We start from the raw sequence: 23,328 nt of genomic DNA, 5'->3' as shown, positions 1-23,328 counted from the left end.
TCTGATGGGTGCCGCGCTTCCCCTCGGCGATCCCGCCCCCCTCGACGGCATGCTGCCCGCGGATTCCGCACGGGATGCGGCCTCCCGCAACTTCGGCGTGTACCTGCACGTTCCGTTCTGCCGGGTGCGATGCGGCTACTGCGACTTCAACACTTACACGGCCACCGAGCTGCGAGGAGCCAAGCAGTCCGACTATGCGTCGCAGGCCGTGGTCGAGGTCGAGCTCGCCCGTCGTGTTCTCGACGAGTCGGGGGTGCCGGCCCGGCCCGTATCGACGGTCTTCTTCGGGGGAGGCACGCCGACGCTGCTGCCCGCCGAGAACCTCGTTCGCATGCTCGCCTCCGTGCGCGACGCCTGGGGGCTCGAGCCGGGCGCAGAGGTCACGACAGAGGCGAACCCCGACAGTGTCGATGCCGACTACCTGAAGACCCTCGCCGACGCGGGGTTCACCCGGGTCAGCTTCGGCATGCAGTCCGCCGTTCCCCACGTGCTGCGCACCCTCGACCGCACCCACGACCCCGAGCGGGTTCCGCTGGTCGTGCAGTGGGCGCGCGAGGCCGGGCTCCAGGTGAGCCTCGACCTCATCTACGGAACGCCGGGGGAGTCGCTCGAGAACTGGCGCACGTCGCTCGAGAGCGCCCTCGCGTCGGCTCCCGATCACCTGTCGGCCTACGCGCTCATCGTCGAGCAGGGCACGAAGCTCGCGCGGCAGATCAAGTCGGGAGAGGTCGAGGAGCCCGACGACGACCTCGAGGCCGACATGTACGAACTGGCCGACGCCATGCTCGCCGCGGCCGGATACTCCTGGTACGAGGTCAGCAACTGGGCCGCAGACGAGAGCTTCGTATCGCGGCACAACCTCGCGTACTGGCTGGGGCACGACTGGTGGGGCGTTGGCCCCGGTGCCCATAGCTACGTCGGCGACACCCGGTGGTGGAACGTCAAGCATCCGGCCGCCTACGCCGAGCGCATCGCCGCGGGCCACTCGCCGGCCGCCGGCCGAGAGACACTGGATGCCGCGACGCGCGAGACCGAGCGCGTCCTGCTCCTCACGCGCATCCGGGAAGGCCTGCGCGTGGACTCGCTCGCGGCGGAGCCGAGACGAGAGGTCGCCGGCCTGATCGCCGACGGCCTCATCGACGGGCGCTCCGCGATCGCGGGCACCGTGGTGCTGACGCTGCGCGGTCGGCTGCTCGCCGACGCCGTCGTGCGCCGACTCACCGATTAGCGAGCCGGCGAGACGGCTACTTGACGAAGCGGAAGATCAGCGGGTAGCGGTAGAACTCGCCCGCGTTCGACTTGACGGCGGCGATGATCATGAAGATGATCGCAGCGATTCCCAGCGGCACGGCGAGGATCGTGCCGATGAAGAACGTGGGAATGCCGATGAGCACGAGGGCCGCCATGTAGATGGCCAGGGAGATCTGGAAGTTCAACTCCTCGAGGGTGTGCTGCCGGATGAACTCGCCCCGGCTCTTCAACACGAGGTATCCCACGAGCGCGGGCAGGAATCCGAACAGGATTCCTCCTAGGTGGATGAGCGTCGACCAGAGGCGCTGATCCTGCGGCGTCATCGGCGGCTGGGGCTGGTATGCGGTCTCGAACGGAGGCGGGGCTGCAGTCATGTCACCCATTAAACCAAGAAGCGCCGGCCGACACGAGGTGTCGACCGGCGCTCAGTGCTGAACGGGCTATGTGATGGGGGATTACTTGACGGGGGATTACTTGATGAGTCGGATGGCGAACGGGTACCGGTACGTGCCGCCACCGTTGACCTTGACGCCGCCGATGATGGGGAAGACCACCTGGGCGGCCAGCACGGCGAGCCAGAGGAGAGTCACGATGATGCCACCGAGGATAGGAATGAAGCCGAGGATCACGGCGACGATGGAATATGCCACCCACGCGATCGCGATCGTGATCTGGTAGTTGAGCGACTCCTTGCCCTCCTGGTTGACCAGGGGGCCACGGTCTTTGAAGACCAGCCAGATGATGAGGGGAGGGATGAAGCTCAGCACGCCACCGAAGTGCGCAAGCGAGGCCCACAGCTTGTCGTCGGACTGGCTCAGCGGTGCGCCCGGCGCCGCGGCCGGCTGCGGCGTGTAGCCGGGAGGCGGCGTCTGGCCTGCGGACGGCGAACCGTACTGCGGTGGAACGGAGCCGCCGGCCGGTGTTCCGAAGTCAGGCGGCACCTGCCCTGCCGGTGGGGTGTACGGGGGAGGTGTCGGCTCGCCCGAGCCCGGATTGTTCTGCGGCGTCGAGTTGGGATCGGACATGAGTCGCGGCCTTTCGTCACTGGATGTGGGCTTCAGCACAAGATACTGCGGAACGGGTTCGGCGGGCAATGATCCCCATGCTCTGTGGGCGAGATATAATTGGCACTCAGGATCTCGGAGTGCCAATCGTTCGCGGGCCTGTGCGGGTGATCGATGTGCAGACGAGAGAGAGGTGACGACATGGTCTCGGACCGCAGCCTCGAAGTGCTCCGCGTCATCGTGCAAGATTATGTGGCCTCACGCGAGCCTGTCGGGTCGAAGTCGATCGTCGACCGGCACTCCTTCGGCGTCTCGGCCGCGACCATCCGCAATGACATGGCCCTCCTCGAAGAAGAAGAGCTGATCACCGCCCCGCACACCTCGTCGGGCCGTATCCCCACCGACAAGGGATACCGGCTCTTCGTCGACCACCTCGCCGATCTGAAACCGCTCACCCCGGCTCAGCGGCAGGCCATCGAGACGTTCCTCGGCGAGTCCGCCGACCTCGACGACGTGCTGGCGCGCACCGTGCGCCTCCTCTCCCAGCTCACCCGGCAGGTCGCCATGGTGCAGTACCCGTCGCTGCAGCAGGCCCGTTTCCGTCATCTCGAGGTGGTGGCCCTCGCCCCGCAGAAGCTGCTTCTCGTCGTGATCACCGACTCCGGCCACGTTGACCAGCGGGTCGTCGATGTGCCCGGCGAGGTCGACGTCGACTTCATCGGCGAGATCCGGGCCAAGCTCAACACGGCGCTCGCGGGCGTCGGCGTCGTCGAGGCGGCGGCCCGGCTCGCAGACATCCCCGGTATGTTCGCCGCGTCCCGGATGCCCGTGGTGCGGGTCATCGTCGCGGCGATCGCCGAGCATGTGGCGGCCACGCGACACGACAAGCTCGTGATCGCCGGGGCATCCAACCTCGTGCGCACCGAGAACGACTTCCACGGAAGCATCCTGCCCGTGCTCGAAGCGGTCGAGGAGCAGGTCGTGCTGCTTCGGCTGTTCAGCGAGCTCGAGGCCGACCAGCGCGGCGTATCCGTGAGCATCGGCCGTGAGAACGCTCCGTTCGGGCTGGGCGAGACGTCCATCCTGGCGAGCGGGTACAGCGCGCAGGGCGGATCGCTCGCCCACCTCGGTGTGCTCGGCCCGACACGAATGGACTACTCGAGCAACATCGCCGCGGTGCGCGCGGTGGCCCGATATCTCTCCCGAGCACTCGGGGAGAGTTGATCCTGTACTTTCTCGCGCCGATCCGGCGACGACCCGATCCGACAGAACGCTGCCGTCCCACGGCCAGCGAATCCCGAATCATAAGGAGACGCCCGCGTGGCTGACCATTACGACGTGCTGGGTGTGGACAAGAGCGCCACGCCCGAAGAGATCAAGAAGGCCTATCGACGGCTTGCCCGAGAGCTGCACCCCGACGTCAACTCGGCGCCGGATGCTGAGGAGAAGTTCAAGGCGGTCACCCACGCCTACGACGTGCTCAGCGACCCCGGCCAGCGGCGCGACTACGACCGCGGCCCCCAGCAGGGCTTCCCGGGCGGCGCCGGCGGTTTCGGCGGCTTCGGTGACATCTTCGAGACCTTCTTCGGAGCACAGGGCGGCTCGCGGGGTCCGAAGTCCCGTGAGGAACGCGGCCAGGACGCGCTGCTCCGGGTCGAGATCGACCTCGGCGAGGTCATCTTCGGAACGCACCGCGACCTCGAGGTCGATACGGCCGTGGTCTGCGAGACCTGCAACGGGTCGTGCTGCCAGCCCGGCACGTCTCCCGTCACCTGCGACATCTGCGGCGGCAGCGGCCAGATCCAGCGGGCAGTGCGCTCGCTGCTCGGCAACGTCATGACGAGCGCACCCTGCGGAACCTGCCGCGGCTACGGCACCGTCATCCCCGCGCCCTGCGTCACCTGCCAGGGCCAGGGTCGCGTGCGCGCCCGGCGGTCGATTCCCGTCGACATCCCCGCCGGCGTCGACACGGGTCTGCGGCTGCAGCTCATCGGCCAGGGAGAGGTCGGCCCGGCGGGCGGCCCGAACGGCGACCTGTACCTCGAGATGAAGGTGCGCCACCACGATGTCTTCAGCCGCAACGGCGACGACATCCTCTGCACGCTCGAGGTGTTCATGTGGGATGCGGTGCTCGGCACCACGTCGACGGTCACGGCGCTCGACGGCGACATCGAGGTGGAGATCAAGCCCGGCATCCAGAGCGCTGAGATCATCACGGTCAAGGGCCGCGGCATAACGCATCTGCGCGGGCAGGGCAGGGGAGACCTGAAGATCGGCGTGCAGGTCACCACACCGACCAAGCTCGATCACAAGCAGAAGGAGCTCATGAAGCAGCTCGCCCAGGCCCACAAGTACCCGGCTCCCAACCTCGGGCACTTCCAGCAGGGTCTGTTCGCCAAGCTGCGCGACCGCTTCCTCAACGTCTGAGCATGAGTTCGCTCTTCCTCCGCTCCGACCTGGCTGCCGTGCCGCACGCGGTCGGCGACGGCGTGGCGCTGGCGGGTCCGGAGGCGCGGCATGCCGTGACCGTGAATCGTCTCCGCGTCGGAGAGGTCATCTCGATCGGAGACGGCGCCGGGCTCGTGGTTCGTGGCCCGATCACGGCCGTCGAGGCGGGAGCGCTCGAGATCCGGGTCGAGTCGGCGGCCCGTGAGGAGGCTCCGGTTCCCGAGGTCTGGCTCGCCCAGGCGCTCGCCAAGGGCGATCGAGACGAGCTCGCCGTGCAGGCCGCGACCGAACTCGGCGTCTCCGGAGTCATACCCTGGGCCGCGGAGCGCTCGATCTCGAAGTGGTCCGGCGCGAAGATCGCCAAGGGCATGGAGCGCTGGGGCGCGATCGTGCGCGAGGCGGCGAAACAGTCGATCCGGTCGTGGGTGCCGTCCGTCGAGCAGCACATGACCACCAAGCAGCTCGCCCGGCTGGCCGAGGACGCCACAGTTCTCGTGCTCGATCCCACGGCCGAGGCGCGCCTGTCCGAGGTCGTGCTGCCGCCGGATGCGCGCATCCTCGTTCTCGTGGTCGGTCCCGAAGGCGGCATCGCCCCCCACGAGCTCGACCTCTTCGAGCGCCAGGGCGCCATCCGGGTGCGCCTCGGCGGCGAGATCCTGCGCACCTCCACGGCCGGCCCATCCGCGCTCGCCGTGCTCAACGTGAGACTGAAGCGCTGGTGACCGGCCTGCGGGTGGACTGTGCCGAGAGCGAACGTGCCGGTCGGCACCCGCGACGGCGGGCTTCGCGCTCTTAAGATAGAGGCATGTCACCCACAGCCGACTCGCCTTCGATCTTCTCGCGCATCGTCGCGCGCGAGATCCCTGCCACCATCGTGGCCGAGACCGACACCGTGATCGCCTTCGAAGACATCGCCCCCAAGGCGCCCGTGCACGTTCTCGTGGTTCCGAAGACCGAGGCGTACCGCAACGTCGTCGAACTGGCCGAGGGCGACCCGGCCCTGCTCGCAGAGGTCGTGGCACTCGCATCCCGCATCGCCGACGAGCGCGCGGGCGGCGAGTTCAGGCTGGTCTTCAACACCGGTGAGGCAGCGGGCCAGACCGTGTTCCACGTGCACGCGCACGTTCTCGCGGGCGGGCTCGGAGAGGACTCCCTTGCCGACGGCTGAGAATTCCACACCGGGCGAGGCCAGACTCTTCATCGACGGCATCGCCATGGTGCGCCTGCTCGGTCCGCAAGACCGACTCCTGTCGACGATCGAGAAGCAGTATCCGGGCGTCGACGTGCATGTGCGCGGCAATGAGGTCACCCTCACCGGCGATGACGCAGACGAGGTCGAATCGGCCCGACGCCTCGTCGACGAACTCCTCGTGATGATCAAGAACGGACAAGATTTGACCTCCACCGAAGTCACGTCGAGCGCAGCGATCCTCGACGCCGACAAGACCGCGAGCCCTGTCGACCTGCTCGGCCAGGCCATCCTCTCGACGCGGGGCAAGAGCATCCGGCCCAAGACCGCCGGCCAGAAGGCATACGTCGACGCGATCGACCTCAACACCATCGTCTTCGGCATCGGCCCGGCCGGCACGGGCAAGACGTACCTGGCCATGGCCAAGGCCGTTCAGGCCCTGCAGCGCAAAGAGGTCAACCGCATCATCCTCACGCGGCCGGCCGTCGAGGCGGGGGAGCGCCTCGGCTACCTGCCCGGAACGCTCACAGACAAGATCGATCCCTACCTGCGCCCTCTCTACGACGCCCTGAACGAGATGCTCGATCCCGAGGTCGTTCCGAAGCTTCTGGCCGCCGGCACGATCGAGGTCGCCCCCCTCGCCTACATGCGCGGCCGAACGCTGAACGACTCGTTCATCGTGCTCGACGAGGCTCAGAACACGAGCCCCGAGCAGATGAAGATGTTCCTCACGCGACTCGGGTTCGGGTCGCGCATGGTGATCACCGGCGACATCACCCAGGTCGACCTCCCGGTCGGAACGAGCGGGTTGCAGCTCGTCACCCGGGTGCTCGGCGACATCGACGACATTCATTTCGCCACCATGACGAGCGCCGACGTCGTCCGACACACCCTCGTGGGTCAGATCGTCGACGCCTACACGAAGTACGACCAGATCCAGATGGCACGGAAGGCCGGCGAGAAGATCGGCGCCTCCGAGCGAGACCAAAGGTATAAGAAGCAGCGATGACGATCGAGATCAACAACGAGTCCGCGATCGAAGTCGATGAGACGGCGATCCTGAGGCTCGCGACCTACGCGCTCGACCAGCTGCACGTGCACCCCGATGCCGAACTGGCGATCGTGCTCGTCGACGAGGCTGCCATGGAGCAGCTCCACGTGCAGTGGATGGACGAGCCGGGTCCGACAGACGTCCTGAGCTTCCCTATGGACGAGTTGCGCCCGGGAACAGAGGACGCCCCCACCCCTCCCGGCCTGCTCGGCGACATCGTGCTGTGCCCCCAGGTGGCGGAGGTGCAGGCGGTCGGCGCGGGTCACTCCACTCTCGACGAGCTCCAGCTCCTGACAGCCCACGGTGTTCTCCACCTCCTCGGCTTCGACCACGCCGAACCCGACGAGGAGAAGGAGATGTTCGGTCTGCAGCGAGACATCCTCACCGGGTTCGCGGCCACTGAGCGCCGCCGCCGTACATGATCACAGCACTCTTCCTGGTCGCGGCATTCATGCTCGTGGCCTTGGGCGGGCTGTTCGCCGCGACGGACGCGGCCCTCGTCGTGCTGTCGCGCGCCGATATCGCCGAACTCGCCGAGAAGTACCGGGCGAAGAGGTCGCTCCGCGCGATCGCAGCAGACCCCAGCCCCCACATGAACGTGGTCAACTTCGCCCGTGTCGTCTCCGAGACGACCGCCGCAGTGCTGGTGACCATCGTGCTGTCGGTGTGGATCGAAGGTCCGTGGCTCGTTCTTCTGTTCGCCGCGCTCATCATGACCGTCGTGTCGTTCGTGCTCGTGGGGTCGAGCCCGCGCAGCGTGGGCAGGGCGCACCCCCAGGCGGTTGTGGGACTCACAGCTCTGCTCGTGCACAGCCTGCGGGTCGTGCTCGGCCCCATCGCGGGCGCGCTCGTGGCGTTCGGCAATCGCGTCACTCCCGGGCGTCCCCGTTCCGCCGCGTTCACCTCCGAGCAGCAGCTTCTCAGCATGGTCGACGAGGCGACCGAGCTCGATGTGCTCGAGGAGGAGGACAGGGAGCTCATCCATTCGATCATCGACTTCAGCGACACCGTCGTGCGCGAGGTCATGATCCCGCGAACCGACATGGTCACGGTCGACGCCACGGCCACCGTGGGCCAGGGCATGGGGCTCTTCCTCAGCACCGGAGTGTCCCGTATGCCCGTCGTCGCCGATGACGTCGACGAGATCGTCGGCATCCTGTATCTGCGCGATGTGGCGCGTCTCGCCTACGAGAAGCCCGCCGCGCTCGACAAGCGCACCGTCGGCAAGCTCGCGCGCCCTGCCCTCTTCGTTCCCGAGTCGAAAAAAGTTGACGACACGCTGCGACAGATGCAGCTCGACTCCAATCACCTCGCCATGGTTGTGGATGAGTACGGCGGAATCGCCGGTCTTGTGACCCTCGAGGACTTGATCGAGGAATTGGTCGGAGACATCTCCGACGAGTACGACCGAGAGATCGTGGAGGTGGAGAACGTGTCGGAAGGCGTCTATCGCGTCAGCGCGCGTCTCCCCGTCGACGAGCTCGGCGAACTCTTCGACCTCGAGCTCGACGATGACGACGTCGACTCCGTGGGAGGGCTCCTGTCGAAGGAGCTCGGGCGCCTGCCCTCGAGCGGCTCCCAGGTCACGACGTCGGGCCTCGTCCTCACCGCCGAACGCACCGAAGGCCGCCGCAAACGAATCAGCACCGTCCTGGTGCAGCGAGACCAGTCGGCGCAGCCGCTCGTCTCAGAGAGAGGACCCGAGTGACCGACCCCGGCACCGACAGCCCGACACGCGACTTCCGGGCGGGATTCGTCTCGTTCGTCGGTCGTCCCAACGTGGGAAAGTCGACCCTGACGAACGCCCTCGTGGGCGAGAAGGTGGCGATCACGTCCTCCAAGCCGCAGACGACGCGTCGCGCCATCCGCGGCATCGTGCATCGCGAAGATGGACAGCTGATCCTCGTCGACACACCGGGCATGCACCGACCGCGCACGCTCTTGGGCGAGCGGCTCAACGCGATCGTGCAGACCACCCTGGGCGACGTCGACGTCATCGGGTTCTGCATTCCGGCCAACGAGAAGCTCGGCCCTGGCGACCGCTTCATCAACGAGCAGCTCGACAGCTTTCCCAAGGCCAAGAAGGTCGCGATCGTGACGAAGATCGATGCGGCCTCGCGGCCCGCGGTGGCCGAACAGCTTCTTGCCGTGTCGGAACTGCGCGACTGGGAGGCCGTGGTTCCCCTGTCGGCCCAGAGTCGCATCCAGCTCGACACCCTCTCGACCGAGCTCATCCGCCTCCTTCCCGTCTCTCCCCAGCTGTACCCGGCTGAACAGACCACCGACGAGGGGCTCGAAGCGCGCATCTCCGAGCTCATCCGGGAGGCCGCGCTCGAGGGGGTGCACGACGAACTGCCGCACTCGCTCGCCGTGACCATCGACGACATCATCGAGCGCGACGACCGCGAGCTGGTCGAGATCTACGCCAACGTGTTCGTCGAACGCGACAGCCAGAAGGCCATCATCATCGGCAAGGGCGGGTCACGGCTCGGCGCGGTGGGCGCCACCGCCCGCGAGCAGATCGAACCCCTGATCGGCAAGCAGGTCTTCCTCAGCCTGCGTGTCAAGGTCGCCAAAGACTGGCAGCGCGATCCGAAGCAGCTCGGGCGGCTCGGATTCTGAGCACTCCCTGTCGGCGCGTATGCCGACGCGACCGGTAGCCTGTAACCCGTGATAACGAAAGAGAATCCGTTCGGCCAGGTGCTCGTGGCCCTCGTCACCCCGTTCACCGCCGATGGCGAGGTCGACTGGCCCAGTGTCGAGAAGCACATCGACAACGTCATCAGCCATGGAGCAGACGGCATCGTGGTGTCGGGAACGACGGGGGAGACCTCGACGCTCACCGACGCCGAGAAGCTGCAGCTCGTGCAGGTCGCGAAGTCCGTTTCGGCCGGTCGGGCGAAGGTGCTCACCGGCGGCGGATCGAACGAGACGGCCCATGCCATGCAGCTCGCCCGCCAGAGCGAGAAGGCCGGCGCCGACGGCAACCTCGTCGTCACGCCCTACTACAACAAGCCCACCCAGGCCGGGCTCCTCACGCACTTCCGTATGATCGCGGACTCGACCGACCTCCCGGTCATCCTCTACGACATTCCGGGCCGCACCGGCGTGCCGATCAAGTACGAGACGATCCTCCGCCTCGCCAAGCACCCGAACATCCTCGCGATCAAAGACGCCAAGGGCGACTTCAGCGAGGTGAGCAGGGTCATCAACCAGACCGACCTCATGTACTTCTCCGGCGACGACGCCAACGTGCTGCCGCATCTCTCCATCGGCGCGACCGGGCTCATCGGGGTCACGAACAACATCGCCTCGGGTCCGTACCGGGTCATGGTCGACGCGGTCAACGCCGGCGACCTCGCCACGGCGACAGCGGCGCACCAGGCGCTCGAGCCGCTCGTGCGCGCCGTCATGACCCACGTTCCGGGCACCGTAGCGGCCAAGTACATCCTGCACGGTCTCGGCCGCATCTCGAGTCCCCGGGTACGACTGCCGCTCGTCGGTCCCGAGGAGTGGGAAGCCGCGCAGATCGAGAACGAGATCGACTTGGTCAAGGGAATCCCCTCGATCGACTTCACCAACTTCCGCCCCGACCGCAATGCCGCCGCCGGCGGCGCACTGCCGAAGGTCGCGGGCACAACACGCTGACCCTTCGGGGTCGGCACCACGAGCTAGGAGGGCACATGCCCAACATCGCATACGAACCGCGCGCCCTCGCCCCTGACACCCTCCGGATCATTCCGGTCGGTGGCCTCGGCGAGATCGGCCGCAACATGACCGTCTTCGAGATCAACGGCAAGCTGCTGATCGTCGACTGCGGCGTGCTCTTCCCCGAAGAGCATCAGCCCGGGGTCGACCTGATCCTCCCCGACTTCTCGATCGTGCGCGATCGACTCGACGACGTCCTCGGCATCGTGCTCACACACGGTCACGAAGATCACATCGGCGCCGTGCCCTATCTGCTGCGCCTGAAGCGCGACATCCCCCTCATCGGCTCGGGCCTCACGCTCGCGCTCATCGAGGCGAAGCTCAAAGAGCACCGCATCAAGCCCTACACGCTGACCGTCGCCGAGGGCCAGATCGAGCAGTTCGGGCCGTTCGAGCTCGAGTTCGTCGCCGTCAACCACTCCATCCCCGATGCCTTGGCCGTAGCAATCAAGACGGTCGCAGGCACCGTCCTGCACACGGGCGACTTCAAGATGGACCAGCTGCCGCTCGACAACCGGCTCACCGACCTCCGTGCGTTCGCCCGTCTCGGCGAAGAGGGCGTCGACCTCTTCCTGGTCGACTCCACCAACGCCGACGTGCCGGGATTCACGGCGCTCGAGCGCTCCATCGGTCCCGTGCTCGACGACGTCATCCGCCGCGCTCCGCGCCGGGTCGTCGTGGCCAGCTTCTCCTCGCATGTGCACCGCGTGCAGCAGGTTCTGGATGCCGCGCACAACAACGGCCGTCGGGTCGCCCTCCTGGGTCGGTCGATGGTGCGCAACATGCAGATCGCGGCCGAGCTCGGATACCTGCGGGTGCCCGAGAACGTGCTCATCGACTTCAAGAAGGCCGGGGACATCCCCGACAACAAGATCGTCTACATGTCCACGGGCTCGCAGGGTGAGCCGATGGCCGTGCTCAGCCGCATGGCGAACGGCGAGCACCAGGTCGAGATCGGCGAGAACGACACCGTCATCCTCGCCTCGAGCCTGATCCCCGGCAACGAGAACGCCGTCTACCGCATCATCAACGGACTCATGAAGCTCGGCGCCAACGTGGTGCACAAGGGCAACGCGAAGGTGCACGTCTCCGGTCACGCGGCCGCCGGCGAGCTGCTCTACTGCTACAACATCCTGAAGCCCAAGAACGTGCTGCCCGTTCACGGCGAGCAGCGCCACCTGGTCGCGAACGCGAAGCTGGCACAGCAGACCGGCATCCCCGAAGAGAACACGATCATCGCGGAGGACGGCACGGTCATCGACCTCAAAGACGGCGTCGCCTCCGTCGTCGGCCAGTACGACCTGGGCTTCGTCTACGTCGACGGCTCGAGCGTCGGCGAGATCACGGACGCCGATCTCAAGGATCGTCGCATCCTCGGCGAGGAGGGCTTCATCTCGATCATCGTGGTGATCGAGGCGCAGACCGGTCGCGTCGTGGTCGGCCCCGAGATCCACGCGAAGGGCTTCGCCGAAGACGAGTCCGTCTTCGACGATGTGAAGCCGAAGATCGTCGCGGCCCTGGCCGAGGCATCCAAGAACGGCATGCACGACCAGCACGCGATGCAGCAGGTCGTGCGCCGCACGGTCGGTCGCTGGGTCAACACGTCGTACCGTCGCCGCCCGATGATCGTGCCGCTCGTCATCGAGGCGTAGAGCACCGCTACACGTTGGGCCCGGCGATCGTCGCCGGGCCCTCGTTCGTTCCCGGCGTATCGGCCGCGCGCCTCGTTGGTGTGACCTCGACGGCAAGGGCCACGAGCCCCGCGGCGAGCAGAAGCATGGCCAGGGTTCCGAGACCCGGGTAGATGTGTCCGGGCTGCACGAGCACGGCGCCCGCGACCGCGAGGACGCCGCCGGGGAGTGCGCGCAGCCGTCGCCGCACGAAGACCGCGACCGTCGCCGCGAGGCAGGCGATCACGAGCGAGACGACGCCGATGAGGCCGACCTCGCGGGCGATCTCGTAGACCGGAGCCTTGCCTTCCGTCACGCCGGCCAGCTGGAGCGTGCCGGCCGCGACGCCGGCCAGGAGATCGAGCGACGTGTAGAACGTGGCGAACCCGTAGCCGGCCACGGCGGCGACGATGCCGAGCGCTCTGCTCGTGCGACGCGCGATCAGCCACGGGGCGAAGCCGATCAGCGGAAAGACGGGGATGAGCACCAGGTGCATCAGCTGCCAGCGCGCCGCAGTGTCAGCCGTCAGATGGTGCGGATGCAGCAGGCCGATGAGCGCGCACGCCAGGGCTGGAATCGAAACGAGCAGCACGAGACGGAGGCGAGGCGACATGGCATGAGGGTACGCCGAAATCAGACACCCGGCCCGCGCAACCGGCGATCGTCGGCACCCCCGGGTAGCGTGACACCATGGCTACGAGTACCAAGTCGACCTCCCGCGCACGCGGTGCATCCTCCGGTCGCGCGGGTGCGTCCACGGGCGCACGAAAGACGCCCACGCGCGCTGCGGCGACCCAGAAGACCGTGCGCCTGAACCCGGCCGCGAAAGACGATCGCGGCCCCGGTCTCGTGACTCGCGCCTGGCTGGGCATGGCCCACGTCGTCGGCGGCGCATTCCGCGCGTTCTCTCCGGCAGAACTCGACAAAGCCGAGCGGCGCGACGGACTGCCGTTCCTGCTCGTGCTGCTGGCGATCGCCGGCGCGGTCGTCGAGTGGTTCCTGGTCTCCAACACCGTGGCCGTCGCCGTCGAGGCGTGGACCTTCGGGCTGCTGTTCGGACGGGTGGCCTACGCCCTGCCGGTGGTGCTGCTCCTGCTCGCGGCCTGGCTGTTCCGGCATCCCAGCTCCGTGCACAACAACGGCCGCATCGGCATCGGGCTGGGTCTTATGCTCATCACGGTGTCGTCGCTCTGTCACATCTACGGCGGGCAGCCCAATCCGTCGGGCGGGCAACTGGCCACGGGCGGCGGCATCCTGGGGTGGGTCCTCGCGGCACCACTGGTCGCACTGATCACGCCCATCGGCGCGACCATCGTCGTTTCGGCCCTCCTGCTGTTGAGCGTCTTCATCCTCACCAAGACTCCTCCGAACCGCATAGGATCGCGGCTCCGCGAGCTGTACGCCTACCTGTTCGGAGCAGCCTTCCCCGACGAGGCGGAGCACCGCGAGGCGAAGAAGGCGGCCAAGGCCGAGAAGGCGGCGAAGGCCGCCGAGGCCGACGTGCTGACGACCGAACAGATCGATCTCGCCGCCCGCGAGGTCGGCTCCGACGGTCTGCCCTGGTGGAGACGCAACTCGTCCCAGCGTGAAGAAGACCCCGAGTTCGACGCCCCCGCGATGGCGCCCCGTGTCGAAGATCGCACTCCGGCGTCAGACGAGCCGTTCGCCAGCGCCGCAAGCGTGGCAGACCCCGACGACGACGACGCGCAGGCCGCACTTCTCAACGACATGAAGGCGGCCGAACGCGCCGTCCGACGCTTCACCGGCGAGGTCCGACCGGGCGCCGCTCCGCAGACGAGCCTCCTCGACGACGCGGCCACCGAATCGTCCTCGGCGTATCCGCCGCCCCCGGTACGCGTCGTGCAGCCGGAGCTCGAACTCGACGACGACTCGGTCGGGTCCGGCATCGAGATCGACACGCCCGCCGCCGACTACAGGCTTCCCGCAGCGGCCAGCCTCAAGGTGGGCGGACCGTCGCTTGCACGGTCGGCCGCGAACGACGAGATCGTCGCCGCGATCACCGAGGTGCTGAAGCAGTTCTCCGTCGACGCGACCGTGACCGGCTTCTCGCGAGGCCCCACGGTCACCCGGTACGAGATCGAACTGGGCCCCGGTGTCAAGGTCGAGCGGGTCACGGCCCTGTCGAAGAACCTGTCGTACGCCGTGGCGAGCAACGAAGTGCGCATCCTCTCGCCCATTCCTGGCAAGAGTGCCATCGGCGTCGAGATTCCCAATACAGACCGGGAGATCGTCTCGCTGGGCGACGTGCTGCGTTCGTCGAAGGCCGCGTCCGACAACCACCCCATGACCATCGGTGTCGGAAAGGACGTCGAAGGAAAGTTCGTCATGGCGAACCTGGCCAAGATGCCCCACCTCCTCGTGGCCGGCTCGACCGGTTCCGGAAAGTCGAGCTTCGTCAACTCGATGGTCACGTCGATCCTGATGCGCGCGAAGCCCAGCGAGGTGCGCATGGTGCTCATCGACCCCAAGCGCGTCGAGCTCACCGCCTACCAGGGTGTGCCCCACCTCATCACACCCATCATCACGAACCCCAAGAAGGCGGCCGAAGCGCTGGCCTGGGTGGTCAAAGAGATGGACATGAGGTACGACGACCTCGAGAGCTTCGGCTTCAGGCACATCGACGACTTCAACAAGGCCGTCGTCAACAACGAGATCATCCTTCCTGCGGGCAGCCTCCGGCAGCTGAAGCCCTACCCCTACCTGCTCATCGTCGTCGACGAGCTCGCCGACCTGATGATGGTGGCTCCCCGCGACGTCGAGGATTCCATCGTGCGAATAACACAGCTGGCGCGCGCCTCGGGCATCCACCTCGTGCTCGCCACGCAGCGGCCGAGCGTCGACGTCGTCACCGGACTGATCAAGGCGAACGTGCCGAGCCGGCTGGCCTTCGCGGTCACCAGCGTCACCGATTCGCGGGTCATCCTCGACCAGCCCGGCGCCGACAAGCTCATCGGCCAGGGCGACGGTCTCTTCCTCCCCATGGGCTCCTCCAAGGCCATCCGGGTGCAGGGCGCGTGGGTGAGCGAGGCCGAGATCGCGACCGTCGTTCAGCACGTCACCCACCAGGCTCGACCGGAGTACCGTGACGACGTGGCCGTCGAGGCCGTCAAGAAGAACATCGACGCCGATATCGGCGACGACCTCGAGATCCTTCTGGCCGCGGCGGAGCTCGTCGTGAACACCCAGTTCGGGTCGACCTCCATGCTCCAGCGCAAACTCAAGGTCGGCTTCGCGAAAGCCGGGCGCCTGATGGACCTGATGGAGTCGCGCGAGATCGTCGGCCCGTCCGAGGGCTCGAAGGCCCGCGACGTGCTGGTGACCGCCGAGCAGCTGCCCGAGATCCTCGCGATGCTGCGTGGTGCGCCCGCGGCAGCTGCGCCCGCAGCAGCCGCATCTCTCGCTCCCTCTGCTCCGGCGGCAGGCGCGGCCGACGACCCCTACGCCGACGACCCCGTGGCGAGAGGTCTGGAACGGTACCCTGAGGAAGAGGGCGACTCAGACGAGGATGCCTGGGGCCTGACCGGCAGAGAGTAGACGAACGTGACCGAGGCCGCTCCGCGGGTGAGCAACTGGAATCTCCCGAACATCATCACGGTCGTCCGCATCCTGCTGGCGCCGGTGTTCTTCTGGATGCTGCTGGCCGACGGCGGTGCCGACACACCGCTGCGCTATGCCGCTGCGGCCCTGTTCATCGTGGCGATCGCGACCGACGGCATCGACGGGCACATCGCTCGATCCCGCAACCAGGTCACCGACCTGGGCAAACTCCTCGACCCGATCGCCGACAAGGTGCTCACGGGCGCTGCCCTCGTCGGGCTGTCCATCCTGGCCGAGCTTCCCTGGTGGGTCACGGTGATCATCCTCGTGCGCGAGGTGGGCATCACCGTGTTCCGTTTCGCCGTCCTCAGCGACCGGGTGATTCCGGCATCGCGCGGGGGAAAGCTCAAGACGCTGGCCCAGTCCATCGCCATCTCGCTCGCCCTCGTGCCGTTCCCTTCGCTGTTCGGCAGCTGGTTCGACTGGGTCAACATCATCACGATGTCGATCGCGTTCGTGCTCACGGTCATCACGGGGATCGACTACCTCGTGCAGGCGCGCCGCCTCAGCAGATCGGCCAGAGCAGCGTCGTGACCGACTCCGCCGGGCCCGACGAGACCCGCAGACTGATCGAGGAGCTCCGTGAGCGGCGGCTCACGGTGGCCGTGGCCGAGTCGTTGACCGGCGGTCTCCTGGTGGCCGAGCTGATCCGCATCCCGGGCGCATCGCATGTTGTGCGCGGGGGAGTGGTCGCCTACGCCACCGACCTCAAGAGCACGCTGCTCGGCGTCGACGCCCGTCTCCTCGCCACCCGTGGTCCGGTCGATCCCGACGTGGCCGTGCAGATGGCATCCGGTGCGCGAAACCGCCTCGGAAGGGAGCAGCCCGCCGATTGGGGGCTTTCGACCACGGGGGTGGCTGGCCCCGGCGCCCAGGACGGACATGAGGCCGGCACCGTCTTCATCGGCCTGGCCAGCGACGGAGCGGAGTCCTCCCACAGGCTGCAGCTTTACGGAGACCGCGACGCCGTGCGGCAGCAGACCGTCGCGGCGGCCATCCGGATACTGCTCGACGCGGTGCTCGCGACACCCTCCGGTGAAGCCTGATCTCATGGCGTTCAACCAATCCGTCTGCCCGAGCGCCTCGAATTCCTCATAAGAACTATCCGGATGCGGTATCGAAGTCGGGAATGAACGGCATTTCCATCTCGTTACAACTGATGTCATTCACAGAAAAGACGGTTCAGTGTCGTTTAGAGTTTCAGACAGTACCGGTCGGGCTTTGTCCGATCGGTCGCATCGTATTGACGCAAGACAAACAGCAAGGAGGGGTCCAGTGATTTTAGTTCGCCAAGAAATCGGCGACGTGCTGCGAGACTTTCGTCTCCAGAAGGGTCGCACCCTTCGGCAGGTGGCCAGCAAGGCGAGTGTCGCCCTGGGTTACCTCAGCGAAGTCGAGCGTGGACAGAAAGAGGCGTCGAGTGAGATCCTCGCGTCGGTGGCCGAGGCCCTCGACACGCCGATCTCCGTCATCATGCGCGAGGTCGGAGACCGCCTCGCCGTGATCGAGGGTATCGACACGATTCCCGACACCGTCCCCGACGAATTCGTCGCGGGCTACGATTCCAAGCTTCTCGCCCGGTAGTTCCACTCCGGCACGAGATCGACCATGCGAGGGCCTCGTCACGATTGATGTGACGAGGCCCTTCGCTATGCCCGTGGGTGCATCCGGGCAGTGAGGACACCATGAGACTGAGCGAATTCCGACAGGCGGTCGCCGACGAGTTCGGCGTGGCATACGGCCGTGTGGTCACAGGGGACCTCGTCATCGCCGAACTCGCCGACAGAACAGCCGACGATGCGTTGAAGCAGGGTGTGGCGGTGCGGCAGGTCTGGCTGGCTCTCTGCCGTGCCAGCGGGGTGCCCGAATCACGCTGGCACGGTGTGGGCCTGCCCGCCCCGCGCTCCTGATTTCTCGTCGATTCGAAGCGACACGCCCCGTGCCGCTCGAATATATGTTCTAGACCTGTGTAGTCTCCTTCACAGCAGAAGTGTTGGCCGTGTTGTCCACTGTCCGACCCCGCCCCGACCCCCGTGTCGGTGGTCGTGTCTACAGTCGGATCAGACGCACACCACGATGCGAACGCCTTGTCGACACCCGGTTCGCCGGAGCGACAGCCTATAGGCGAAAAACTCACGCGACGGATTCCGCGCACGACAGAAGGAGACAGCAATGCCATCAGATGCCACACGAGAAAAGGCACTCGAAACCGCACTTGCACAGATCGACCGACAGTTCGGCAAGGGGTCCGTCATGCGCCTCGGCAGCGACGATCGGGCGCCGGTCGAGGTCATCCCCACGGGGTCGATCGCCCTCGATGTCGCGCTCGGAGTCGGAGGGCTCCCCAGGGGCCGCATCGTCGAGATCTACGGCCCGGAGTCCTCGGGAAAGACCACCCTCACGCTCCACGCGATCGCCAACGCCCAGAAGGCCGGCGGAATCGCCGCGTTCATCGACGCAGAGCACGCTCTCGACCCGGCCTATGCACAGAAGCTCGGAGTCGACATCGACGCACTCCTCGTTTCTCAGCCCGACACCGGTGAGCAGGCGCTCGAGATCGCCGACATGCTCGTGCGAAGCGGCTCCATCGACCTCATCGTCATCGACTCCGTCGCAGCCCTGGTGCCGCGTGCAGAGATCGAGGGAGAGATGGGCGACTCCCACGTCGGTCTGCAGGCACGACTGATGTCCCAGGCTCTCCGCAAGCTCACGGGTGGCCTCAGCACCACGAACACCACCATGATCTTCATCAACCAGCTGCGCGAGAAGATCGGCGTCTTCTTCGGCAGCCCCGAGACGACCGCGGGTGGCAAGGCGCTCAAGTTCTACGCCTCCGTCCGCCTCGACATCCGACGCATCGAGACCCTGAAAGAGGGAACAGACGCCGTCGGTAACCGCACCCGGGTGAAGGTCGTCAAGAACAAGATGGCGCCGCCCTTCAAGCAGGCGGAATTCGACATCCTCTACGGCATCGGCATCTCCCGCGAGGGCAGCCTCATCGACTTCGGTGTCGAGCACGAGATCGTTCGCAAGTCCGGTGCCTGGTACACCTACGAAGGCGAGCAGCTGGGCCAGGGCAAAGAGAACTCTCGCCGGTTCCTCACCGAGAACCCCGAGGTCGCTGCAGAGATCGAGACGAAGATTCTCACCAAGCTCGGCATCGGCGCAGACAAGGCCGCCGCCGCTCCGGCTGCGCCCGTGGCCCTGGCATCGAAGACACCGGCGCGCAAGGGCGCCTGACCCTTCGTCGTTCATCGAACCGAACAGAAAGGCCGCGATCGTGGTCAGATTCACCCCATCCTCCGACGAGACAGTCGATGGTCCCGAGGGCGACGTCCCCGAGAAGACGATGGCTCCGGTCGCCTTTCTGTTCGGTTCGCCCGACGAACAGCCCCAGACCGGTCGTCACCCTTCCGGCCCGGTCGCCGTGCCTGTTCTCGACACTGCCGGGCTCACGTCCGAGCAGGTCGACGAGCAAGAGCTGCAGCTCGCCGACCTCGAGAATCTCGTTGTGCGGGCCCTGGCGCGAAAAGACCTGTCCGAATGGCAGGTCACCGAGATCCTCGCGGCGAACGGGGTGCACCCCTCGGCATTCGAGGGCTTCCTCACGATCTACCGGTCCAAGGGGTATGTCGACGACTACGCGTTCGCAGAACGCGAGATCGAGCGCCTTCACCGGCGCAAGGGGTTCGGCCGCAGCCAGATCCAGCGCGAACTCGGTGCCAAGCGCATCAGCCAGGAGATCGTCTCCGACCTGCTGACCTCCCTCGACGACGACGATGAACTCGCCCGCGCGCTCGAGCTCGCAGAGAAGAAGGCTCCCAGCCTTCTGCGTCTCGACCGGGCGACGGCGGAGCGCCGTCTCAGCAGCTTCCTGCAACGCAAGGGATATCCGTCCAGCGTTGTTCGCGATGCCGTCTCCAAGACGCTGGTGGCCGGCACGAGCACGGTTCGCTTCCGCTGAGAAGGCCCGGGGCCTGTCGCACCCCGCGTCGAACGTAAACTGACACCATGAGCAGCGTCACCGCCCCGCCCCGCACACGAACCTACGAGGTTCGAACCTTCGGGTGCCAGATGAACGTCCACGACTCCGAGAGGTTGTCGGGGTCGCTCGAGGCGGCGGGCTACGTGAAGGCCGACCCCGGAACCGAGGCCGACACCGTCGTCATCAACACGTGCGCCGTGCGCGAGAACGCCGACAACAAGCTCTACGGCAATCTCGGCTATCTGGCCAGCGTGAAGCGCCGCCACGACGGCATGCAGATCGCGGTCGGCGGGTGCCTTGCCCAGAAAGACAAGAACACCATCCTCACCAAGGCCCCCTGGGTCGACGTCGTCTTCGGCACGCACAATATGGGATCTCTCCCCAGCCTGCTCGAACGCGCCCGGCACAACGGTGAGGCGCAGATCGAGATCCTCGATTCGCTCGAGACCTTCCCCTCGACCCTGCCCACTAAACGTGAGTCGACCTACAGCGGCTGGGTGTCGATCTCGGTCGGCTGCAACAACACCTGCACGTTCTGCATCGTGCCCGCGCTGCGAGGCAAGGAGAAAGACAGGCGTCCAGGAGACGTACTGGCCGAGATCCAAGCCCTCGTCGACGACGGCGCCATCGAGGTGACCCTGCTCGGACAGAACGTCAACTCCTACGGCGTCGAGTTCGGCGACAGGTTCGCCTTCTCCAAGCTCCTGCGGGCGGCAGGAGCCATTCCCGGCCTCGAGCGCATCCGCTTCACCAGCCCGCACCCCGCGGCGTTCACCGACGACGTGATCGACGCGATGGCCGAGACTCCGTCGGTCATGCCCCAGCTTCATATGCCGCTGCAGTCGGGCTCGGATCGTATCCTCAAGGCGATGAGGCGTTCCTACCGCTCGGCCAAGTTCTTGGGCATCCTCGACCGTGTGAGGCAGCAGATTCCGCACGCGGCGATCAGCACCGACATCATCGTCGGGTTCCCGGGGGAGACAGAAGAGGACTTCGCAGAGACGCTGAGGGTCGTCGAAGAGGCGCGGTTCGCCACGGCCTTCACCTTCCAGTACTCGGTGCGACCCGGAACTCCTGCGGCGACCATGCCCGACCAGGTTCCGAAGGCGGTGGTGCAGGAGCGCTACGAGCGGCTGGCCGCCCTGCAGGATCGCATCTCCTGGGAGGAGAACCAGCGCGTCATCGGCCGTGAGGTCGAGGTGCTCGTCGCCAACGGTGAGGGTCGCAAAGACTCCGACACCCATCGGCTCAGTGGCAGGGCCGAGGATTCCCGTCTCGTGCACTTCGAGGTCACGGCCGAATCGACCGTTCCTCGACCCGGCGACATCGTCACTGTCGTCGTGACGGAGGCAGCGCCGTTCCACTTGATCGCCGACTCTGATGGGCGGCCGCTCAGGGTCCGTCGCACGAGGTCGGGTGACGCGTGGGATCGCGCGGCGGCAGAGTCCTGCGGTGTCCCGGCACAGCCCAGCGGGTCCGCGTCGGCCGGGCCGCGGCCCGTCTCGCTCGGCCTTCCAACGCTCCGCGTGGGCACCGTCCCCATCTACGACCTCGCCGACGGTGAGCGGTAGCCGCCCGAGCGGTGACTCGACCGTCGCAGACGTGATCGCGGTCGTCGGGGCGACGGGCACGGGAAAATCCGGCCTCGCACTCGACCTCGCAGAGGGTCTCGCGCATCGTGGCCTGGTCGCCGAGATCGTCAATGCCGATGCGATGCAGTTGTACCGCGGCATGGACATCGGAACGGCCAAGCTGTCGCTCGACGAGCGCCGGGGCATCCCTCATCACCTGCTCGACGTGCTCGATGTCACCGCCGAGAACTCGGTGGCCGACTACCAGGCGGCTGCTCGCACGGCGATCGACGCGATCCTGGCGAGGGGGCACGTTCCGATCCTGGTGGGCGGTTCGGGCCTGTACGTGTCGAGCGTCATCTTCGACTTCACCTTCCCCGGCACAGACGCCGTGATCCGGGCACGTCTCGAGGCAGAACTCATCTCCCACGGTCCGGGAACGCTGTACCGGCGGCTCGCCGAGCGCGACCGGCCCGCGGCCGAAGCCATCGGCTCGCAGAACGGGCGTCGCCTGGTGCGAGCTCTCGAGGTGCTCGAGATGACAGGAAGCACGCTGACGGGAACGCTACCCGCGGCTCCCGTTCCCTGGCGCAGCTCGACCATCATCGGCCTCGAGATGCCGCGACCCGAGTTGCTCCTTCGCCTCGACGAGCGGGTGCAGGTCATGTGGCGAGACGGAATAGTCGAGGAGGCGCACCTGCTGCTCTCGGCGGGCCTCGACCCCCGAACCACGGCGGGCAAGGCGATCGGATACGCCCAGGCCCTCGCACAGCTTGCAGGAGACCTCTCGGCCGACGAGGCCATCGAGTCGACGCAGGCACTCACGCGCCGATACGCGCGCCGACAGGTGGGCTGGTTCCGGCGGTACGACTCGGCGCTGACACTGGATGCCCGTGACCCGGCCGCGTCGGCCCGGGCGCTCGACGAGACCTTAGGCTTGCATGATGGCGACTGAACTCCACTTCACCAAAGGGCACGGCACCGGCAACGACTTCGTGCTCTACACCGACGCCGACGGCACCAACGACCTGACGCCCGCCCAGGTGGCGGCCATCTGCGATCGACACTTCGGCGTCGGCGCCGACGGGGTGATCCGTGCAGTGCGGTCACAGAACGTCGCCGACGGCCAGGCCGCACTCGCCGAAGAGCCTGCCGCCGAGTGGTTCATGGATTACCGCAACGCCGACGGGTCGATCGCGGAGATGTGCGGCAACGGCATCCGGGTCTACGCCCGCTACCTCATCGACAACGGGCTCGTCGAGCTGAATACCGGTGACACGCTCGCGATCGGCACGCGGGCGGGAGTCCGGGACGTGCAGCGCAGCACCACGGGCTTCCAGGTCGACCTGGGGCGGTGGCGACTCGAACAGGGCGAACCCCTCGTGCGCGCCCGCAACCTGGCCGTGGCCCGTCCAGGGCAGGGCATCAATGTGGGGAATCCCCATATCGTCGTCGCCCTCGCCGACGCCGACGAACTCGCGTCGGCCGACCTGAGCTACATTCCGCAGGTCGACCCGGAGCCGCGCGACGGAGCGAACATCGAGTTCGTCGTTCCCCACGAACCCCTTGTCGCCGACGGCGTCGGACGCATCACGATGCGCGTTCACGAACGGGGCAGTGGAGAGACGCTCTCCTGCGGCACGGGAATCGCTGCCGCGGCCCTCGCCACGAGGCATTGGGCCGGGCGTGGAGCGCCGAACATCTGGCGGGTCGACGTGCCGGGCGGAACGGTGGGGGTTCGCATGTTCGCCGCGGAAGACGGCGAGCACGTCTCGCTGTCAGGGCCGGCCGAACTCGTCTTCGAGGGCGACCTGTCGTTGGCGTGACGCCCGG

General features: G+C 66.9%; 24 protein-coding genes. 21 read left to right on the top strand and 3 right to left on the bottom strand.

Translation table 11 applies throughout. The annotated features are described in order from the left end of the window. Nucleotides 1-4: 4 nt before the first annotated feature. On the top strand, nucleotides 5-1,228 hold the full coding sequence (gene hemW, locus ASF06_RS17815) for a radical SAM family heme chaperone HemW (RefSeq protein WP_055950219.1): 1,224 nt from the start codon (nucleotides 5-7) through the stop codon (nucleotides 1,226-1,228). A gap of 16 nt (nucleotides 1,229-1,244) precedes the next feature. Here the strand turns inward: hemW and ASF06_RS17810 are convergent, their stop codons facing one another. Then, nucleotides 1,245-1,625: a DUF4870 domain-containing protein gene (locus ASF06_RS17810; RefSeq protein ID WP_082501078.1), complete on the bottom strand. Its 381-nt coding sequence runs from the start codon at nucleotides 1,623-1,625 to the stop codon at nucleotides 1,245-1,247. 96 nt (nucleotides 1,626-1,721) lie between these two features. Then, nucleotides 1,722-2,276 carry a DUF4870 domain-containing protein gene (locus ASF06_RS17805; RefSeq protein WP_055950217.1) on the bottom strand — a complete coding sequence of 185 codons (555 nt, stop codon included), beginning with the start codon at nucleotides 2,274-2,276 and terminating at the stop codon, nucleotides 1,722-1,724. 180 nt (nucleotides 2,277-2,456) lie between these two features. Between ASF06_RS17805 and hrcA the strand changes: the two genes are divergently transcribed. From hrcA to ASF06_RS17755, 10 genes are all read left to right on the top strand, one after another. Further along, complete coding sequence (gene hrcA, locus ASF06_RS17800; protein WP_055950214.1) at nucleotides 2,457-3,479, top strand: heat-inducible transcriptional repressor HrcA; 1,023 nt, start codon at nucleotides 2,457-2,459, stop codon at nucleotides 3,477-3,479. A 96-nt stretch (nucleotides 3,480-3,575) separates the two neighbouring features. Next, a complete protein-coding gene (gene dnaJ / locus ASF06_RS17795; RefSeq protein ID WP_055932023.1) occupies nucleotides 3,576-4,682 on the top strand; it encodes a molecular chaperone DnaJ in 1,107 nt (368 codons plus the stop codon). Nucleotides 4,683-4,684: 2 nt separating this feature from the next. Next, complete coding sequence (locus ASF06_RS17790) at nucleotides 4,685-5,425, top strand: 16S rRNA (uracil(1498)-N(3))-methyltransferase (RefSeq protein WP_055950212.1); 741 nt, start codon at nucleotides 4,685-4,687, stop codon at nucleotides 5,423-5,425. A gap of 83 nt (nucleotides 5,426-5,508) precedes the next feature. Next, entirely contained in the window at nucleotides 5,509-5,871 is a 363-nt protein-coding gene (locus ASF06_RS17785; RefSeq protein ID WP_055932027.1) for a histidine triad nucleotide-binding protein, read from the top strand. A gap of 46 nt (nucleotides 5,872-5,917) precedes the next feature. Continuing rightward, a complete protein-coding gene (locus ASF06_RS17780) occupies nucleotides 5,918-6,901 on the top strand; it encodes a PhoH family protein (protein ID WP_082480284.1) in 984 nt (327 codons plus the stop codon). Further along, entirely contained in the window at nucleotides 6,898-7,365 is a 468-nt protein-coding gene (gene ybeY, locus ASF06_RS17775; protein ID WP_055932033.1) for an rRNA maturation RNase YbeY, read from the top strand. Before ASF06_RS17780 ends, ybeY begins: the two co-directional genes overlap by 4 nt. Continuing rightward, nucleotides 7,362-8,651: a hemolysin family protein gene (locus tag ASF06_RS17770; protein ID WP_055950207.1), complete on the top strand. Its 1,290-nt coding sequence runs from the start codon at nucleotides 7,362-7,364 to the stop codon at nucleotides 8,649-8,651. Before ybeY ends, ASF06_RS17770 begins: the two co-directional genes overlap by 4 nt. After that, nucleotides 8,648-9,565 (top strand): GTPase Era, encoded by a 918-nt coding sequence (era, locus tag ASF06_RS17765; protein ID WP_055950205.1) that lies wholly within the window; start codon nucleotides 8,648-8,650, stop codon nucleotides 9,563-9,565. Before ASF06_RS17770 ends, era begins: the two co-directional genes overlap by 4 nt. A 48-nt stretch (nucleotides 9,566-9,613) precedes the next feature. Continuing rightward, on the top strand, nucleotides 9,614-10,591 hold the full coding sequence (gene dapA, locus ASF06_RS17760) for a 4-hydroxy-tetrahydrodipicolinate synthase (protein WP_055932044.1): 978 nt from the start codon (nucleotides 9,614-9,616) through the stop codon (nucleotides 10,589-10,591). A gap of 35 nt (nucleotides 10,592-10,626) precedes the next feature. Beyond that, nucleotides 10,627-12,303: a ribonuclease J gene (locus ASF06_RS17755; protein ID WP_055932047.1), complete on the top strand. Its 1,677-nt coding sequence runs from the start codon at nucleotides 10,627-10,629 to the stop codon at nucleotides 12,301-12,303. Nucleotides 12,304-12,310: 7 nt separating this feature from the next. Here the strand turns inward: ASF06_RS17755 and ASF06_RS17750 are convergent, their stop codons facing one another. After that, entirely contained in the window at nucleotides 12,311-12,934 is a 624-nt protein-coding gene (locus ASF06_RS17750; RefSeq protein ID WP_055950202.1) for a hypothetical protein, read from the bottom strand. Nucleotides 12,935-13,011: 77 nt separating this feature from the next. Here ASF06_RS17750 and ASF06_RS17745 point away from each other — a divergent pair, with 77 nt between their 5' ends. From ASF06_RS17745 to dapF, 10 genes are all read left to right on the top strand, one after another. After that, on the top strand, nucleotides 13,012-15,876 hold the full coding sequence (locus ASF06_RS17745) for an FtsK/SpoIIIE family DNA translocase (protein ID WP_055950199.1): 2,865 nt from the start codon (nucleotides 13,012-13,014) through the stop codon (nucleotides 15,874-15,876). Nucleotides 15,877-15,882: 6 nt separating this feature from the next. Continuing rightward, nucleotides 15,883-16,473, top strand: coding sequence for a CDP-diacylglycerol--glycerol-3-phosphate 3-phosphatidyltransferase (pgsA, locus tag ASF06_RS17740; RefSeq protein ID WP_055950196.1), 591 nt, complete (start codon nucleotides 15,883-15,885; stop codon nucleotides 16,471-16,473). Next, nucleotides 16,470-16,985: a CinA family protein gene (locus ASF06_RS17735; RefSeq protein WP_235501066.1), complete on the top strand. Its 516-nt coding sequence runs from the start codon at nucleotides 16,470-16,472 to the stop codon at nucleotides 16,983-16,985. Before pgsA ends, ASF06_RS17735 begins: the two co-directional genes overlap by 4 nt. Nucleotides 16,986-17,214: 229 nt before the next feature. Then, nucleotides 17,215-17,523, top strand: coding sequence for a helix-turn-helix domain-containing protein (locus tag ASF06_RS17730; protein WP_055932059.1), 309 nt, complete (start codon nucleotides 17,215-17,217; stop codon nucleotides 17,521-17,523). 101 nt (nucleotides 17,524-17,624) lie between these two features. Then, nucleotides 17,625-17,849: a DUF3046 domain-containing protein gene (locus ASF06_RS17725; protein ID WP_055950193.1), complete on the top strand. Its 225-nt coding sequence runs from the start codon at nucleotides 17,625-17,627 to the stop codon at nucleotides 17,847-17,849. A gap of 262 nt (nucleotides 17,850-18,111) precedes the next feature. Then, nucleotides 18,112-19,179, top strand: coding sequence for a recombinase RecA (gene recA / locus ASF06_RS17720; protein WP_055950192.1), 1,068 nt, complete (start codon nucleotides 18,112-18,114; stop codon nucleotides 19,177-19,179). Nucleotides 19,180-19,219: 40 nt separating this feature from the next. Next, nucleotides 19,220-19,903 carry a regulatory protein RecX gene (locus tag ASF06_RS17715; protein ID WP_055950188.1) on the top strand — a complete coding sequence of 228 codons (684 nt, stop codon included), beginning with the start codon at nucleotides 19,220-19,222 and terminating at the stop codon, nucleotides 19,901-19,903. 47 nt (nucleotides 19,904-19,950) lie between these two features. Beyond that, nucleotides 19,951-21,495 (top strand): tRNA (N6-isopentenyl adenosine(37)-C2)-methylthiotransferase MiaB, encoded by a 1,545-nt coding sequence (gene miaB / locus ASF06_RS17710; protein ID WP_055950184.1) that lies wholly within the window; start codon nucleotides 19,951-19,953, stop codon nucleotides 21,493-21,495. Beyond that, on the top strand, nucleotides 21,485-22,450 hold the full coding sequence (gene miaA / locus ASF06_RS17705; RefSeq protein ID WP_157439253.1) for a tRNA (adenosine(37)-N6)-dimethylallyltransferase MiaA: 966 nt from the start codon (nucleotides 21,485-21,487) through the stop codon (nucleotides 22,448-22,450). The genes miaB and miaA overlap by 11 nt, the downstream gene beginning before the upstream one ends. Beyond that, nucleotides 22,440-23,321 carry a diaminopimelate epimerase gene (gene dapF, locus ASF06_RS17700; protein WP_055950181.1) on the top strand — a complete coding sequence of 294 codons (882 nt, stop codon included), beginning with the start codon at nucleotides 22,440-22,442 and terminating at the stop codon, nucleotides 23,319-23,321. The genes miaA and dapF overlap by 11 nt, the downstream gene beginning before the upstream one ends. The last annotated feature ends 7 nt before the right edge of the window (nucleotides 23,322-23,328 follow it).

Source organism: Agreia sp. Leaf244 (genome assembly GCF_001422695.1).
Taxonomy (GTDB): domain Bacteria; phylum Actinomycetota; class Actinomycetes; order Actinomycetales; family Microbacteriaceae; genus Agreia.
Note: the sequence above shows the minus strand (reverse complement) of the source record. Positions and strands in the feature narration are given on the sequence as shown.

Coding starts and splice junctions, on each gene's coding strand:
- hemW (WP_055950219.1), top strand. CDS start 5: ATGGGTGCCGCGCTTCCCCTCGGCGATCCCGCCCCCCTCGACGGCATG.
- ASF06_RS17810 (WP_082501078.1), bottom strand. CDS start 1,625: ATGACTGCAGCCCCGCCTCCGTTCGAGACCGCATACCAGCCCCAGCCG.
- ASF06_RS17805 (WP_055950217.1), bottom strand. CDS start 2,276: ATGTCCGATCCCAACTCGACGCCGCAGAACAATCCGGGCTCGGGCGAG.
- hrcA (WP_055950214.1), top strand. CDS start 2,457: ATGGTCTCGGACCGCAGCCTCGAAGTGCTCCGCGTCATCGTGCAAGAT.
- ASF06_RS17790 (WP_055950212.1), top strand. CDS start 4,685: ATGAGTTCGCTCTTCCTCCGCTCCGACCTGGCTGCCGTGCCGCACGCG.
- ASF06_RS17785 (WP_055932027.1), top strand. CDS start 5,509: ATGTCACCCACAGCCGACTCGCCTTCGATCTTCTCGCGCATCGTCGCG.
- ASF06_RS17780 (WP_082480284.1), top strand. CDS start 5,918: ATGGTGCGCCTGCTCGGTCCGCAAGACCGACTCCTGTCGACGATCGAG.
- ybeY (WP_055932033.1), top strand. CDS start 6,898: ATGACGATCGAGATCAACAACGAGTCCGCGATCGAAGTCGATGAGACG.
- ASF06_RS17770 (WP_055950207.1), top strand. CDS start 7,362: ATGATCACAGCACTCTTCCTGGTCGCGGCATTCATGCTCGTGGCCTTG.
- ASF06_RS17755 (WP_055932047.1), top strand. CDS start 10,627: ATGCCCAACATCGCATACGAACCGCGCGCCCTCGCCCCTGACACCCTC.
- ASF06_RS17750 (WP_055950202.1), bottom strand. CDS start 12,934: ATGTCGCCTCGCCTCCGTCTCGTGCTGCTCGTTTCGATTCCAGCCCTG.
- ASF06_RS17745 (WP_055950199.1), top strand. CDS start 13,012: ATGGCTACGAGTACCAAGTCGACCTCCCGCGCACGCGGTGCATCCTCC.
- ASF06_RS17725 (WP_055950193.1), top strand. CDS start 17,625: ATGAGACTGAGCGAATTCCGACAGGCGGTCGCCGACGAGTTCGGCGTG.
- recA (WP_055950192.1), top strand. CDS start 18,112: ATGCCATCAGATGCCACACGAGAAAAGGCACTCGAAACCGCACTTGCA.
- miaB (WP_055950184.1), top strand. CDS start 19,951: ATGAGCAGCGTCACCGCCCCGCCCCGCACACGAACCTACGAGGTTCGA.
- dapF (WP_055950181.1), top strand. CDS start 22,440: ATGGCGACTGAACTCCACTTCACCAAAGGGCACGGCACCGGCAACGAC.